This window comes from Mesorhizobium sp. C372A (assembly GCF_030323245.1).
Lineage (GTDB): Bacteria > Pseudomonadota > Alphaproteobacteria > Rhizobiales > Rhizobiaceae > Mesorhizobium.
Genome location: NZ_CP100475.1, coordinates 990,847 through 1,005,415, shown reverse-complemented (window position 1 = coordinate 1,005,415; position 14,569 = coordinate 990,847). Strand labels below are relative to the sequence as shown.

Sequence of the window (14,569 nt, the reverse complement as noted above, 5' to 3'; positions counted from 1 at the left end):
CAGGGGTTTCAAAATGACCAAACGCAACGACATCGATACGCTTCGCAATCTGTCCGGCGACATCTGGAACGTCGCCGTCGATGAGCACCAGGCCGGCTTCCTCAAGCGCCGCGATCTGCTGAAATACGCAGCCTTGATCGGCCTCACCGGCTTTGCCGCCTCGCAGGGACTTGCTGGTTTCGGCACTGCGCGCGCTGCCGGCGCCGGCGGCACGGTCCGCGTTGGGCTCGGACAGCCGACCAAGGCGATCGATCCCGTCTCCATCACCGATCCGGCCAGCATCGGCGTCATCAGCCAGGTCGGCGAATATCTCATCCTCGACGATCCCAAGGACGGTCTGCAGCCCAAGCTCGCTCTGTCGTGGGAGGCCGACGAGACCGCCAGCCGCTGGACCTTCAAATTGCGGCCGGGCGTGAAATTCCACGACGGCCGCACCGTCACCGCCAAGGATGTGGTGGCGAGCTTCGAGCGGCTGGTCGATCCGGCCAGCGGTTCGTCCGCTTTGTCTGCCTATAAGGGCATCCTGTCCAAGGGCGGCGCCAAGGTCGTCGACGACCAGACAGTCGCCTTTGATCTCGACGGGCCCAACAGCAACTTCCCCTTCTATGTCTCGTCCGACGTCTACAATGCCGTCATCCTGCCGGCCGACTATGCCGGCGATTTCGAGAAGAATTTCAACGGCACCGGCCCGTTCAAGCTCGAATCCTTCCGCCCCAAGCAGGGCGCCAGCTTCGTGCGCAACCCAGACTATTGGGGCGACAAGGCGCTGCCCGACCGCGTCGAGATCAAGTTCTTCGACGACGAGCAGGCGCAGGTGCTGGCGCTGCAGGCCGGCCAGCTCGACGTCATCCCGAGCACGACCCGGCTCGAACTGGCGATCGAGGGCAATCCCAACTTCAAGCTGCTCAGCGTGCAGGCAAGTTCGCATGACGAGGTGCATCTGCGGACCGACCAGGCGCCGTTCACCGACAAGCGCATCCGCCGCGCCTTGGCGCTCACCATCGACCGCGAGGCGGTGGTCAAGGGCTTGCTCAAGGGCCGCGCCATCGTCGGCAACGACACCCCGTTCGCGCCGATCTTCCCCTCGGCCGATCCGTCGGTACCGCAGCGCAAGCAGGACATCGCCGAGGCCAAGCGCCTGCTTGGCGAGGCCGGCGTGCCGAACGGCTTCCCGGTGACGCTGACCACCGAGCGCGCCTATGACATTCCCGATTATGCCGTGCTGATCCAGAATTTTGCCAAGAAGGCCGGCATCGACATCAAGCTCAACGTGCTGCCGCAGGACGCCTATTATGGCTCGGCGAAGTTCGGCTCGTCGCCATGGCTCGATTCCAATCTCGGCATTACCGATTTTGGCCATCGCGGCACGCCCGACATCTTCCTCAACGCGACGCTGAAGAGTTCGGGCGCCTGGAACGCCGCGCATTTCAACAACCCGGCCTATGACGGGCTGCTGCTCGAATACGGCAAGGCCCGCGACCTTCAGGCGCAACGCCTTGCCGCGGGCAAGATCCAGACCTTGCTGCTGGACGAGACGCCGCTGATCATCAGCTACTTCTCGCAATACAGCCGCATCGTCTCGTCGAAGGTCGAGGGCGTCCGCTTCACGGCAATCTCGCATCTGCTGCTCGATCGCGTGACGTTCGCCCAGGCATGATTGCGAGACGTCCAGCCACTCCGGGCACCGGAATCCGATGCTGACCGGCCGCACTGTGTCGGTGCGGGCAGCCTCGCTTCTGCTCACGCTGTGGCTGGTCAGCATGCTGGTGTTCTTCGCCGGGCAGGTTCTGCCCGGCGATGTCGCCCGCCTCATGCTCGGGCCGTTCGCCGATGCCGAGGCCGTCGCGGCGCTGAACAGGCAGCTCGGCGCCGACCAGCCGGTGCTCGTTCAATACTGGCACTGGTTCAGCAGCGTGCTGTCAGGCGACTTCGGCACCTCCCTGTCGTTGCGTTTGCCGGTGGCGCCCTTCGTTCTGGAAAGCCTCAAGCGCTCGGCGGCCCTTGCCGGAATTATCCTCGTCTTTCTGTTGCCGCTGGGCATCGGCGCCGGCATCGTCGCCGGTCTCAACCAGGGCCGCTTTGTCGACCGCCTGATCGTACTCGCCGGCGTGTCCTTCGGCATCGTCCCGGACTTCGTCTCCGGCCTGCTGTTGCTCATCGTCTTCGGCCTGTGGCTGAACTGGTTCCCGATCACCGGCGCTGCTCCCGATGGCGCCGGGCTGTGGGTCAGTGGCTATTATCTGATCCTGCCGGCGCTGCCGCTGGTGCTGAACCTTGCCGGCTACATCGCCCGCATGACGCGGGCCGGTGTGATCGAGGCGCTGGCCGCCGACTATACGCGCACCGCCGTCCTGAAAGGCCTTGAGCGTCGCGAAATCCTCATCCGGCACGTGCTGCGTAATGCGCTGACGCCGACCATCGCCGTGCTGGCGACGCAGACCGGTTACATGCTTGGCGGGCTGGTGGTGATCGAAGCGCTGTTCGGCATACAGGGTCTCGGCAATCTGGTGCTCAACGCCGCCAAGTCGCGTGACTTCCCGATGCTCGAAGCCGGCGTGCTGGTCATGGCGACCATCTTCGTGCTGTCGGCCGCGGCAGGCGATCTCGTGAATGCCTTGCTCGATCCGCGGCAGCGCCGCCGTGTTTCGCCATGATGGAACTGATGGAATTGCCGGAGCGCCGTACGCTGGGCTGGCGGGCAGCAAGTCGCATCCGCGAGACTGTTTCGCAGCTGCCGCCCTCGGTGATCGTTGGATCGCTGATCCTGCTGTTCTGGGTCGGCTGCGCCGTGTTAGGCAGCCTGTTTGTGCCCTACGATCCCTATGCCGAGGATTTCCTCGTCATGCTGGCGCCGCCTGATGCCGCGCACTGGTTCGGCACCGACCAACTTGGCCGCGACGTGCTGTCGCGCATCGTCGTCGGCTCGCGTGACATCCTGCTGGTCGCGCCGGCAGCAACACTGCTCGGCGTTGCCGCCGGCAGCGTGCTTGGCCTCGTGCTCGGCTATTTCGACGGGCTGATCGACGCCATCGGCGCCAGGCTGCTCGACACGCTGATGGCCTTTCCCTTCATCGTCCTCGTCACCATGGCGCTGGTCGCGCTTGGGCCATCGAACCTCACCGTCATCCTTGTGATCGGCATCGCCTATGCCCCGCTGGTGGCACGGACGGTGCGTGCCGCCGTGCGCGAGCAGCGCGAACGCGACTATGTCAGCGCCGCTCGTCTCGGCGGCGAGAGCGCTCTTTCCATCATGTTCCTCGAGATCCTGCCTAATGTCAGGGAAACCATCCTCATCGAGCTGGTCACAAGGCTTGGCTACGCCTTCTTTTCGATCGCCACGCTGAGCTTCCTCGGCCTCGGCATCCAGCCTCCCTCAGCCGATTGGGGACTGGCGGTCGCCGACGGCTACGGCTTCCTGACCGGCGGCAAATGGTGGGTGGTGATCTTCAACTCCGCAGCCATCGTTTCGCTTGTCATGGCAACCAATCTGATCGCGCAAGGCATGGGGGCCTTCGAAAACAGCGACCGGTGAAGAGCGGAACGCTCAGCAAAGCTGACGCGCAATCGCGGACCGTGCGCTAAAATCGTTCCTCGTGATTCGGCTCTGACAGGGCCTCAAAGCAAGGAACGGCATGAGCAAGGCCCTCATTACATTCGCATTGGTCGCGGTGCTCACCGCATTGCTCATGGCGCTCAGCCTGGCGGTCGCCAGGCACGGCTATCCCTATGGCGCGATCGGGGTGAGGCGGCTGGACGGCATCGCCGATGCCGGGTCGTTCCTGCCACTCGCCGCCGTCTATTTTTTCGGCGCCATGCTGATGATGATCCTGCCGATCCGCGCCGCCGGCATCGTCTTGACCCATGCTGCGGATGCGCTGTTCTGGGCGGTGATTGCCCTGTTCGCCACAATTGTCGGCTGTCTCGTCGCCCGCTGGGCTTTCGGCCAGAGCAGCGTACTGTGGGCGCTCCTGAACTGGCGTTTCCTGTTCGCCGCGGCCATCGTTGGCAGCCATTTCACCATGAACGAGCTGCGCCGCAACATCCTGCTCAGGAGCTTGTTCTTCGTCATCTTCGCCGCGGCGACGCTGGCTTGCCTGTTCTGGACTTTTCCGACCTGACAGGGCCGCTTCATATTGTCCATCTTGAGGTCGCGGCTTTCATAGCCGCGCGCCATCGGCTATCCAGTCCGCAGCTAGATTTCAGCCCTCACAGTGTCGTCATTTGTCTGATAAATGATTCAGGCATACGGCACCCCTAGCGAACCAATACAAGGAAACCGCGACATGAGCCTGTTTCGTAAAAATCTGATCGATGGCGAGTGGGTGGGCGAGGCCGGCTCGCGCAACATCAATCCCTCGAACACGGGCGATGTCGTTGGCGAATATGCCTCGGCCGGCGCCGAGCAGGCAAAGCAGGCCATCGCGGCGGCCAAAGCCGCCTTCCCGGCCTGGTCGCGTTCGGCGCCGCTGGTGCGCCACGCCGTGCTGAAAAAGGCGTCGGACGAGATCATGGCGCGCAAGGACGAGATCGGCCGCGCGCTGTCGCGCGAAGAGGGCAAGACGCTGGCCGAGGGCATTGGCGAGACCATCCGCGCCGCCCAGATCTTCGACTTCTTCGCCGGCGAGACGCTGCGCCTGTCGGGTGAATTGGTGCCCAGCGTGCGCCCGGGCGTCGGCGTCGAGATCACCCGCGAAGCCGTCGGCGTGGTAGGCATCATCACCCCGTGGAATTTCCCGATCGCCATCCCCACCTGGAAGATCGCGCCGGCGTTGGCCCACGGCAACACCATCGTCTTCAAGCCGGCCGAATTGGTGCCGGAGAGCGCCTGGACCATCGTCGACATCCTGCACCGCGCCGGCCTGCCGAAAGGCGTGCTCAATTTGGTCATGGGCAAGGGCTCGGTGGTCGGCCAGGCCATGCTTGACAGCCCCGACCTCAACGCCATCACCTTCACCGGCTCGGTCGGCACCGGCAAACGCGTCGCCGCCGCAAGCGTCGAGCATATGCGCAAGTTCCAGCTCGAAATGGGCGGCAAGAACCCGATGGTCGTGCTTGATGACGCCGACCTCGCCACGGCGGTCGAATGCGCCATCAACGGCGCCTATTTCTCGACCGGCCAGCGTTGCACGGCCTCTTCTCGCCTGGTGGTGACCGAGGGCATTCACGACCGCTTCGTCGCCGCGCTCAAGGAGCGCCTGGAAAAGCTCGTCATCGGCGATGCGCTCGACACCAAGACCCAGATAGGACCGGTCGTCGATGCGAGCCAGCTCAAGCAGGACGAGGATTACATCGCCATCGGCAGCAAGGAAGGCGCCAACCTCGCTTTCGGCGGCGAGCGGCTCGATCGCGAAACGCCCGGCTTCTACCTCAGGCCGGCACTGTTCACCGAGAGCACCAACGCCATGCGCATTTCGCGCGAAGAAATCTTCGGGCCGGTCGCCAATGTCATCCGTGTCAAGGATTATGACGAGGCGCTGGCGGTTGCCAATGACACCCCCTTCGGCCTGACGTCCGGCATCTGCACCTCGAGCCTCAAGCATGCCACGCATTTCCGGCGCAACTCCGAAGCCGGCATGGTGATGGTCAATCTGCCGACGGCGGGCGTCGATTTCCACGTCCCGTTCGGTGGTCGCAAGGGCTCGAGCTACGGCCCGCGCGAGCAGGGCCGCTATGCCGCGGAGTTCTACACCACGGTAAAGACGGCCTATACATTTGCCGGCTGATCGCGGGGGAACCGATGACGGCGGCGAAAGAGGACCTGACCTGGCTCAACCCGCCGCCGCATCATGTTGTCGGCGACGACACGGTGCATGTGCGCACCGGCAAGGAAACCGACTTCTGGCGCGAAACCTTTTACGGTTTCTGGCGTGACAATGGCCATTTCCTGTATCGGCCGGTCGAGGGTGACTTCAGCGCCGAAGTCACCGTCAAGGGCGACTACAAGGTGCTCTACGACCAGGCCGGGCTGATGCTGCGGCTGAGCGAAACGCACTGGATCAAGGCCGGCATCGAATACACCGACGGGCTGGCGTATTTCTCTGTCGTCGTCACCAACGACACCTCCGATTGGTCCCTTGTAGCCATCGCGGCCGGCCCCGACGGCGTCCGCATCCGCCTGACCCGCCACGCCGAGGCGATCCGCGTCCAGTATCTGGACTCCACCGATAGTCACTGGAAGCCGGTGCGGCTGGCCTATTTCCCGGTCTCGAAATCCGTCGATGTCGGCATGATGTGCTGCTCGCCGCAGCGCGAGGGTTTCGAAGTCACCTTTTCGGGCTTTACGGTCGGCCCGCCGATTTCCAGGCAGTTGCACGACTGAGGGCGATACCTAGCCGTCCGCGCGCTGCTGGAAGAACTGCAAAAACAGCTCCCGTTCGGTGGTTATGTCGAGCTTCTCGTAGATGCGGCGGCGGTGGTTCTTCACCGTGCCGACGGCGATGCCGAGCCGTTCCGCGATGTTGGCGGTCGGATGTCCCGCCAGGATCAACTGCACCAATTCCCGCTCGCGCAGCGACAGCTCCGGCCACAGGCTCGCCGGGATGGTCGGCTCCTGCCGGGGCGAGGCGCCGGGGCCGGTCGGCGCCGATGTGCGGGAGAATTCCGTCCCCCGCGCCTCAATGTCGAGTGCATGCAGCGCCTCGAACACCGGCAGCCGCTCGTCCAGCAGGGCAATCTCGCTCTCCTTGAAGGTGGAGGTCGAGCGGTCGAGGAAGATGCCGAGGCACCAGTCGCCGCCATCGGCCAGCATGATGCCGACCTCGTCGCAGATTTCCGACTGCGCCAGGAAGCCCGCTATGTACTGGCCGCGCTTGGCCTCGTCGTCGGCAAGCCGCTTCAGCGGCAGGATGCCCAGCCGGCGTTCACGCCGCCACGAGGCATAGAACGGGTCGAAGACGTAGTAATTGTCGAGATAGCGCCGGACCATCTCGTCGGAGAAGCGCCGGTGCTTGATGAATTCCGGCGTCTGCGTCGCCGAATATCGGGTCACGGTGACGAGATCGTGCTCGATGTCGGCGCCGATCAGGTCAATCAGGCAGTCGACATGCCTGTCCGTACCGGTGGCGGCAATCGCCCTGGCGAGCGGCCCCCAGATATTGCCCATGCGCATGCCCTTTTCTCGGCGATCCCGGTCCGGCGGACATTGTGTCTTTTGGCATATGGCGCAAGGCCGCCCAAGGAATCTAGCTTGAGCCATCCTACAGCAATCCTGAGGCGACCGTGACCCAACCCAACCTCACCAGCCCCATCGTCGGCAATCCAATCGTCATCGGCATCGACGCCGGCGGCACCATGACCGACACGATCCTTGTCGACCAGGACGGCCACTTCAAGATCGGCAAGTCGGCAACCACGCCGAAGAACGAGGCCGAAGGCTTCCTCGCATCGGCCGAAGACGCGGCCGACGCCTGGGGCATCTCGCTGGAGCAGCTGTTCTCCGGCGTCAACGTCGTGCTCTATTCCGGCACCGGCATGCTCAACACACTGTTGTCGCGCACCGGGCGCCGGCTTGGCCTGATCACCACCAAGGGTCTGGAAGACATGATCCTGATGGGTCGCGGCCTGCAGGCCTGGGCCGACTATTCCTATGCCGACCGGCTGCATGCGGTGACCCACCATCATCCCGATCCGCTGGTGCCGCGCCGTCGCACCCATGGCGTCACCGAGCGCATCGACCAGTTCGGCGACATCGTGCTGCCGCTCTACGAGCATGAAGTCGCGATTGCGGCCAGGAAGCTGATTGCCGACAAGGTCGAGGCGATCTGCATCATGACCATCTTCTCGCACGTCAATCCGGTGCACGAAAAGCGCATCGCCGAGATATGCCGCGAGGAGGTGCTGAAAGCCGGCGCCGACATCCTCATCTACACCAGCCACGAGGTCCGCCCGGTCATCCGCGAACAGTCGCGGCTGAACTCGGTGCTGATCGAAGCCTACGCGACGTCGCGCGGCCGCAAGCAGCTTAGGGGTATCGAGGACGTTTCGAAAAAATACGGCTTCAAATACGGCGTGCAGACGCTGCTGTCCTTTGGCGGCCTGACCTCAATCAACCATCCGCGCCTGCACGAAACCATGATTTCCGGCCCGATCGGCGGTATTCTCGGCGCGGCCTATGTCGGCAAGCTCATCGGCAACGACTCCCTGATCTGCTCGGACATGGGCGGCACCTCCTTCGACATGGGCGTCATCTCGCGCGGCCAGACGCGGATCGAGAACGAGCCGCTGATGGACCGTTTCAAGCTCAACGTGCCGACCCTGCATCTCGACACGATCGGCGCCGGCGCCGGCATGATCCTCAAGGTCGACCCGCTGACCAAGAAAGTCTCGCTCGGGCCGGAAAGCGCCGGTTCCGACCCCGGCCCCATCTGCTTCGCCAAGGGCGGCACTGAACCCACCATCGCCGATTGCGACGCCATACTAGGCCGCCTCAACCCGTATTATTTCCTCGGCGGCAAGGTCGTCTTGCAGGTCGAGAAGGCGCGCAAAGCGTTTGAGGAAAAATGCTCCAGCATCCTTGGCGTCGGTGTCGAGGAGGCTGCCGAAGGCGTGATCGACATGCTGGAAGCCGATGCCAACAACGCGCTGCGCCGGGTCATCTCCGGCCAGGGCATCCATCCCTCGGAATTCACGCTGCTGTCCTATGGCGGCTCGGGTCCGCTGCATCTGGCCGGCTGCTCCAGGGGCATCGGCTTCAAGGACATCATCACCTTCCAGTTTGCCGCCGCCTTCTCGGCCTTCGGCTGCACCACCGCCGATTTCATGCGTCGGCATTCGGTCTCGACGCAGCACGACATCGGCGCCCGCGCAAGCGATGACGAGCTGCTCGCTTTCGGCAAGAAGGTCACCGACGTCTGGAATGATCTCACCAAGGCGGCGGTCGACGAGATGATCAGCGACGGCCATATCAGAGACAAGATCAAGACCGTGCCGTTCCTGATGATGCGCTACACCGGCCAGCTCGAGGATGTCGAGGTCATGGCACCGCTTGCCGAGGTCAATTCGGCTGACGACATGCGTAGGGTCATCGACGAGTTCGAGGCGGTCTACGCCAAGGTCAACCATCGCGTTTCGCGCTATGGCGAAGCCGGCTTCACCATCACCGAGCTCGGATTGATCGCCACTGCCGACAAGGTCAAGCCGGTGCTCTTGAAGCGCCCGCTCGGCAAGTCGGCCCCGGCAGCAGCGCACAAGGGCGTGCGCGAGGCCTATATCGGGGGACGCTGGCACAAGGCCAATCTCTACGAGATGGACCTACTGCAGCCCGGCCATGAGGTGATCGGTCCGGCCATCATCGAACATCCCGCCACCACGCTCGTTGTTCATCCGCAGGACCGTGTCCACGTCGATGAGTGGACGCTGCTGCATTACACCCATTCTTGAAAGGGCACCGCCATGTTGGACAGACCTGCCTCGGCCCTGCGCCTTCGCGAACGGCTGCTCGATTCAGAACGGCTGATGGAAGAGACCGGCTGCTATGACGGCATCACCGAGCTCACGCTACGCAACCAGGACCCGCTGAAATTCGAGACGCTGCACACCAAGCTGCGCGCCTATTGCGTCTCGGCCCGCGAAATGGCCCGCCGCATCTCGGCCTCGCCCGGCGTGCGCGAAGTCGGCGAAATGGTGGTGGCGATCTATACGCCCGAGGGCGATGCGATCGCGCTGTCCAACGGCATCATGGTTCACGTCCACACGATGAGCCGCTTCATCAAATGGATGATCAAGAACAATTACGAGGAAAACCCGAAGATCCGCGAAGGCGACATCTTTGCCAACAACGATGCCTTCATCGGCACCGTGCAGGTGCCCGACGTCATGGACGTGGTGCCGATCTTCCATGAAGGCACGCTGGTCGGCTGGGCCGGTGCGGTCTGCCACGAGCTCGAAGCCGGCGGCATCACGCCCGGCGGCGACGTCTGCCTGGCGCAGGAGCGCTTCACCGAAGGCCTGTTCGTCTGCGCCGAGAAGATCGGCGAGAATGACGAGATCCGCCGCGACTACGTCATCCGCTGCGAGCGCAATCTACGCATGCCGATCTACTGGGTGCTCGACGAGAAGGCCAAAGTCGCCTCCTGCATCGACATGCGCGAAAGCGTCAAGCAGCTGATCTCCGAGATCGGCCTCGACTACTGGATGAAGGTGTCGAAGGAGTTCATCGAGGAGGGCCGTCGCGCCCAGCTCGCCCGCACCCGCCAGCTCACCGTGCCCGGCATTTATCGTGGCCACACCTTCTATGGCCATGTCACGGCGGGCAAGCCCGGCTTCCAGCTGCTTGGCGATCCCGACTGGCTCTACAACATCCCGATCGAGATGGAGATCACCACCGACGGCAAGATCACCATGGACTTCGAGGGCACGCAGCCCTGGGGCTACCATTCGATGAACTGCACGCCGGCCGGCATGGATGGCGGCATGTTCGTCACCTTGACCCAGCACATGAATTTCGAGGGCCTGGTCAATGACGGCGCCTGGATGGCGACCGAGCTGAAGCTGCCGCACGGCACCTGGACCAACCCCGACAATGAGATGGTGGCGACCGCCACATCCTGGGCGCTGCTGCTGCCGGCCTATGGCGTGTTCCAGCGCCTTTTGTCGCGCGGCTTCGTCGCGCGCGGCTTCGTCGAGGAAGCCTTCGTCGGCCAGGTCAACAGCCCGATGATCGAGATGGGCGGCGAAAGCCAGTACGGCACGCCGTTCGGCATGGCGCATTTCGAATGCGCCGCCGCCGGCTCCGGCGCGCTCGCCATCGCCGATGGCCTCGACACCGCCTATGTCGGCTGGAATCCGGAATCCGACATGGGCAACATCGAGGTCTGGGAACAGTCGATGCCGATGGTATATATCGGCCGCTCGATCATGCCCAATTCGGGCGGCGCCGGCAAATATCGCGGCGGCTGTTCCTTCGTCTCGACCTGGCTGATCAACAAGACCTCGCACCTGCGACTGCACACTTCGGAACACTCCTCGCGGGTATTCGACAATGGCGGCATGTGCGGCGGTTATCCCGCGCCGACCTGCCAGAAGCATCGCGCGGTGCGCAACTCCAACATCCACGAGCTGGCGGCAAAAGGCGAACCGCTCGCGCATGCCCCAGGTATCGATCCGCATGTCTCCGACTACGAGAAGAACATCGGCGGCGACCATGCCGTGGTCGAAGGCCCCTACATCACCTCGCCGCACAAGTCGGGGGACATCTTCAGCCATTCCTACAATGGTGGCGGCGGCTACGGCGACGTGCTGGAGCGCGATCCGGTCAAGACCGCCTGGGATGTCGAGAACGGTTTTCTCACCCGCCAGGCGGCGATCCAGATTTTCGGCATCGTGCTGAAGGACGACGCCGAGGGTTATCCGGTTGCCGATATCGACGCCACCGTCGAACGTCGTGCCGCCATGCGCAGAGAGCGTCTGGCCAAGGCGATCCCGGTTTCGGACTGGATCGCTGCCGAACGCGGCCGTGTCGAGAAGGCCGACTTCGCGCCCGAGGTGAAGAAAATGTATGCCAGCGCGATCAAGCTATCGTCGCGCTTCACCAGGGATTTCAGTGATTTCTGGACCGTCGACGCCAGATCGATCTTCATGCCGGGAGCAAAGGCATGACCTCATACAGCAAGGAAGTCCTCGGCGATCTCTCAGCCGGCAAGCTGCCCTGGCCGCAGACAAAGCGCATCATGAGCGCCTACAAGGACGACGACCGCTTCTTCAAGATGCTCGCCGTCTATCAGGACCGTGTCGCATGGAAGGACCCGATCCTGCTGCCGGTCTCGGATCACCTCTTCATCTGCCAAAGCGGCGATGAACGGATCACCCGCTGCGAATGCGGCCACTCCTTCGGCGACTACCGCAAGAACTGGAAGCTCAAGGCTGCGATCAACGTGCGAAACACCGAGGAAGCGCTGCGCGAGATCTATCCCAACAGCGATATCCCCGATCCGCAATGGATGGAAATTCGCGAATTCATCTGTCCACAATGCGGCACCATGCACGAGGTGGAAGCGGCGGCGCCGGGCTACCCGATCGTCCATGATTTCGAGCCAGATCTCGAAGGCTTCTACCGCGAGTGGCTGGGCAAACCGCTTTAGCGAAACTCGATGTTACGGCCGCGTTGCCGGCAAGGTAGCGCTCCTAGCCGGCGACGGACTATGAATAAACGCATCGTACGTCGCATCGGAGACTGCCCACCATGACAGACCTTTCCGGCCGCAGCGCCATCGTCACCGGCGGGTTTTCCGGCATGGGTTTCGCCATTGCTACGGCCCTGGCGCAAGCCGGCGCCAATGTCGCCGTCGGCTCCTACATCGCGCCCGCCGGCGCCGACAGATCCGACGCCGCCTACTATCCCGGCGCCGATGAACTCGAGCGCGTGCGGTTGGCCCTGTCGGCACACGGCACCAGGGTTTGTGCCGCCCATCTCGATGTCCGCGACAGCGAGGTGACCAACCGGTTTGCAGCCGACGCGCAGGCCGCCATCGGCCCGGCCGACATACTGGTCAATGCCGCGGGCACCACCGCCGAACAGCCGGTCTGCGGCCATTCCGACGCGCTGTGGGACAAGATCGTCGACACCAATCTCAGCGGAGCGTTCCGCGTCACCCGAGCTGTGCTGCCCGGCATGATCGAGCGCGGCTGGGGCCGTATCGTCAACATCGGCTCGACGGCGGCTTCCGTCGGCTGGAAGGACAACCCGGCCTACTGCGCCTCGAAGGCCGGGCTGCTCGGCCTTACCCGCTGTGTAGCGCTGGAAGGCGCCGCGCACGGTGTCACTTGCGTCATGATCAGCCCGACCTGGGTCGAGACCGAACTGATGCGCCGCAACGTGGCGCAGGTCGTCGAGCGTGAGGGCAAGGGCAGAACCGCCGAGGAAGCGATGGCCGAGATCGCCAAGGGCAATCCCCAGCAGCGCATGCTGCAGCCGCAGGAAATCGCGGCTCTAGCCGTGTTCCTGTGCTCGGATCTGGCCAAGGGCATCACCATGGAAAACATCCAGATCACCGGCGGAGCGCTGTGGTAGCGGCCACAGTTTGAATTTTCGAACGAGCGAGCCGCATTAACGCCATTTGTCGGTTGCATGGTCGTTTTGGCCCTGCCTGCGGCAACTTTACCCCTCGCGGCAAATTTACCATTGAGTGACAGGCGATAGAGGTTATATTGTGCACTGCACAATGGATGCCCGCTGATCGGGGTCCGGCAAGGGCAGGTTCCGGCGATCGCGCATGACGCAGAAAAGCCGACCATGGGCGCTTCAGCCCAGCCGAAAGGCGGCAGCATGAGAAATCCGGTACGGATATGAAGATCCCGAAATCCATTCTGATCGATCCGGACAACAACAAGGCCTATGCCGCCTTCGCCGTTGCGGTGTCGGTCTTTGCCTTCGCCTACTCCACCAATTTCGGCCAGATCCTGATCCTCGCCTACTATCTGGTATGGCTGCCGCTGCTGTTCGTCGATTACCGGCGTTTCGCCCGCGATCTCTCCAGCGCCTGGCTGCCGCTGCTGTTTGCGGCCTATGTCTGCCTGTCGCTGTTCTGGTCGCAAGCGGCCGGCACCAGCGCGCGGGCGGGGCTGCAATATTTCTCCCACATGCTGTGCGCCTACATCGCGGCGCGCACCATCAGCACGCGCACGCTGGTGCTGGGCTCGCTGATCGGCATCTTCATCGTGCTGCTGTATTCGCTGAAGGTTGGCGCCTATGCGCTCGACACTATCGACGGCACCACCAATTTCGTCGGCGCCTTCGGCTCCAAGAACCAGATCGGCTTCTTCGCCTCGCTCGGCATCTTCTTCTGCTTCGCTTTTCTGGCCTTCTACCGGCGCAACTGGATGAGCTTCGTCTGGACCGCGCCGATCATCCTGCTGTCGGTCTATATGCTGGCGATCGCCCACTCGGCGACGTCGGTCGCTTCGCTTCCGGCGGTGATCGGTGTCGTTGCCTTGCTTGCGATGAGCAAGGTTCTGTCACGCCGCTACCGCCGCGTGCTGTTCGTCGTCGGCGCTACCGCGCTGGTCGGCGGTGTGATGGCTGCGCTGAACCTTGGCCTGCTCGATGTCGTGCTCGGCATCTTCGGCAAGGATTCGACGCTGACCGGCCGCACCTATCTCTGGGAACAGGGCTGGGCCGCCGCGCAGCAGCGTCCGGTGCTCGGTTATGGCTATGCCGCCTACTGGATCCAGGGTTTTGCCGATCCGGAACGGCTCTGGGCCGAGTTCTACATCTCCACCCGCACCGGCTTCCATTTCCACAACACCTATATCGAGACGCTGGTCGAGCTCGGCTTCATCGGCGTGACGATGCTGGCGCTGATCATCCTGCGCTCCTTCTGGGGCCATGTTTCGAAGGTGGTGTTCGGTGACTGGAGCGCCGATTCAGTGGTGCTCGCCGGCGCGGTCGGCATGATGCTGATCCGCTCCTTCTTCGAGGTCGAGATCCTCGGCCCCTATTTCATGGCCTCGTTCATCGTCTATTACGGCCTGTTCAAGCTGCGCCCGGTGCCGCTCGCCAGGGCAAGGCGGGCCTATGTTCCGGTGCCGGACGAGAACACCGCCAACGGCCGCATGCCGGCGCGCGTCTGACTTG

The 14,569-nt window shown here is 63.5% G+C and carries 12 protein-coding genes; 11 read left to right on the top strand and 1 reads right to left on the bottom strand.

Annotated features, from left to right (window positions below; translation table 11 throughout):
* The first annotated feature begins 13 nt into the window (after positions 1-13).
* The 6 genes from NLY42_RS04670 (at position 14) to NLY42_RS04645 (ending at position 6,319) form a co-directional block, all read left to right on the top strand.
* On the top strand, positions 14-1,657 hold the full coding sequence (locus tag NLY42_RS04670) for an ABC transporter substrate-binding protein (RefSeq protein ID WP_023738076.1): 1,644 nt from the start codon (positions 14-16) through the stop codon (positions 1,655-1,657).
* 37 nt (positions 1,658-1,694) lie between these two features.
* Positions 1,695-2,654 carry an ABC transporter permease gene (locus NLY42_RS04665; RefSeq protein ID WP_031196280.1) on the top strand — a complete coding sequence of 320 codons (960 nt, stop codon included), beginning with the start codon at positions 1,695-1,697 and terminating at the stop codon, positions 2,652-2,654.
* The gene (locus NLY42_RS04660; protein ID WP_023707792.1) at positions 2,651-3,532 is read left to right on the top strand and encodes an ABC transporter permease; all 882 of its coding nucleotides are present in this window, start codon (positions 2,651-2,653) and stop codon (positions 3,530-3,532) included. Before NLY42_RS04665 ends, NLY42_RS04660 begins: the two co-directional genes overlap by 4 nt.
* Positions 3,533-3,632: 100 nt before the next feature.
* Complete coding sequence (locus tag NLY42_RS04655; protein WP_023694218.1) at positions 3,633-4,118, top strand: hypothetical protein; 486 nt, start codon at positions 3,633-3,635, stop codon at positions 4,116-4,118.
* A gap of 165 nt (positions 4,119-4,283) precedes the next feature.
* A complete protein-coding gene (locus NLY42_RS04650; protein ID WP_023684246.1) occupies positions 4,284-5,723 on the top strand; it encodes an aldehyde dehydrogenase family protein in 1,440 nt (479 codons plus the stop codon).
* A gap of 14 nt (positions 5,724-5,737) precedes the next feature.
* The gene (locus NLY42_RS04645) at positions 5,738-6,319 is read left to right on the top strand and encodes a DUF1349 domain-containing protein (RefSeq protein ID WP_023755594.1); all 582 of its coding nucleotides are present in this window, start codon (positions 5,738-5,740) and stop codon (positions 6,317-6,319) included.
* Positions 6,320-6,328: 9 nt separating this feature from the next.
* Here the strand turns inward: NLY42_RS04645 and NLY42_RS04640 are convergent, their stop codons facing one another.
* Complete coding sequence (locus NLY42_RS04640; protein ID WP_023755595.1) at positions 6,329-7,108, bottom strand: helix-turn-helix transcriptional regulator; 780 nt, start codon at positions 7,106-7,108, stop codon at positions 6,329-6,331.
* A gap of 182 nt (positions 7,109-7,290) precedes the next feature.
* Here NLY42_RS04640 and NLY42_RS04635 point away from each other — a divergent pair, with 182 nt between their 5' ends.
* The 5 genes from NLY42_RS04635 (at position 7,291) to NLY42_RS04615 (ending at position 14,565) form a co-directional block, all read left to right on the top strand.
* Positions 7,291-9,378, top strand: a complete 2,088-nt coding sequence (locus NLY42_RS04635) for a hydantoinase/oxoprolinase family protein (protein WP_050591147.1) — start codon at positions 7,291-7,293, stop codon at positions 9,376-9,378.
* Positions 9,379-9,390: 12 nt separating this feature from the next.
* Positions 9,391-11,595, top strand: coding sequence for a hydantoinase B/oxoprolinase family protein (locus NLY42_RS04630; protein WP_023755597.1), 2,205 nt, complete (start codon positions 9,391-9,393; stop codon positions 11,593-11,595).
* Positions 11,592-12,077: an acetone carboxylase subunit gamma gene (locus NLY42_RS04625; RefSeq protein ID WP_023668821.1), complete on the top strand. Its 486-nt coding sequence runs from the start codon at positions 11,592-11,594 to the stop codon at positions 12,075-12,077. Before NLY42_RS04630 ends, NLY42_RS04625 begins: the two co-directional genes overlap by 4 nt.
* Before the next feature lie 101 nt (positions 12,078-12,178).
* Entirely contained in the window at positions 12,179-13,006 is an 828-nt protein-coding gene (locus tag NLY42_RS04620) for an SDR family NAD(P)-dependent oxidoreductase (protein WP_023684241.1), read from the top strand.
* Positions 13,007-13,281: 275 nt separating this feature from the next.
* Entirely contained in the window at positions 13,282-14,565 is a 1,284-nt protein-coding gene (locus tag NLY42_RS04615; protein WP_023689977.1) for an O-antigen ligase family protein, read from the top strand.
* The last annotated feature ends 4 nt before the right edge of the window (positions 14,566-14,569 follow it).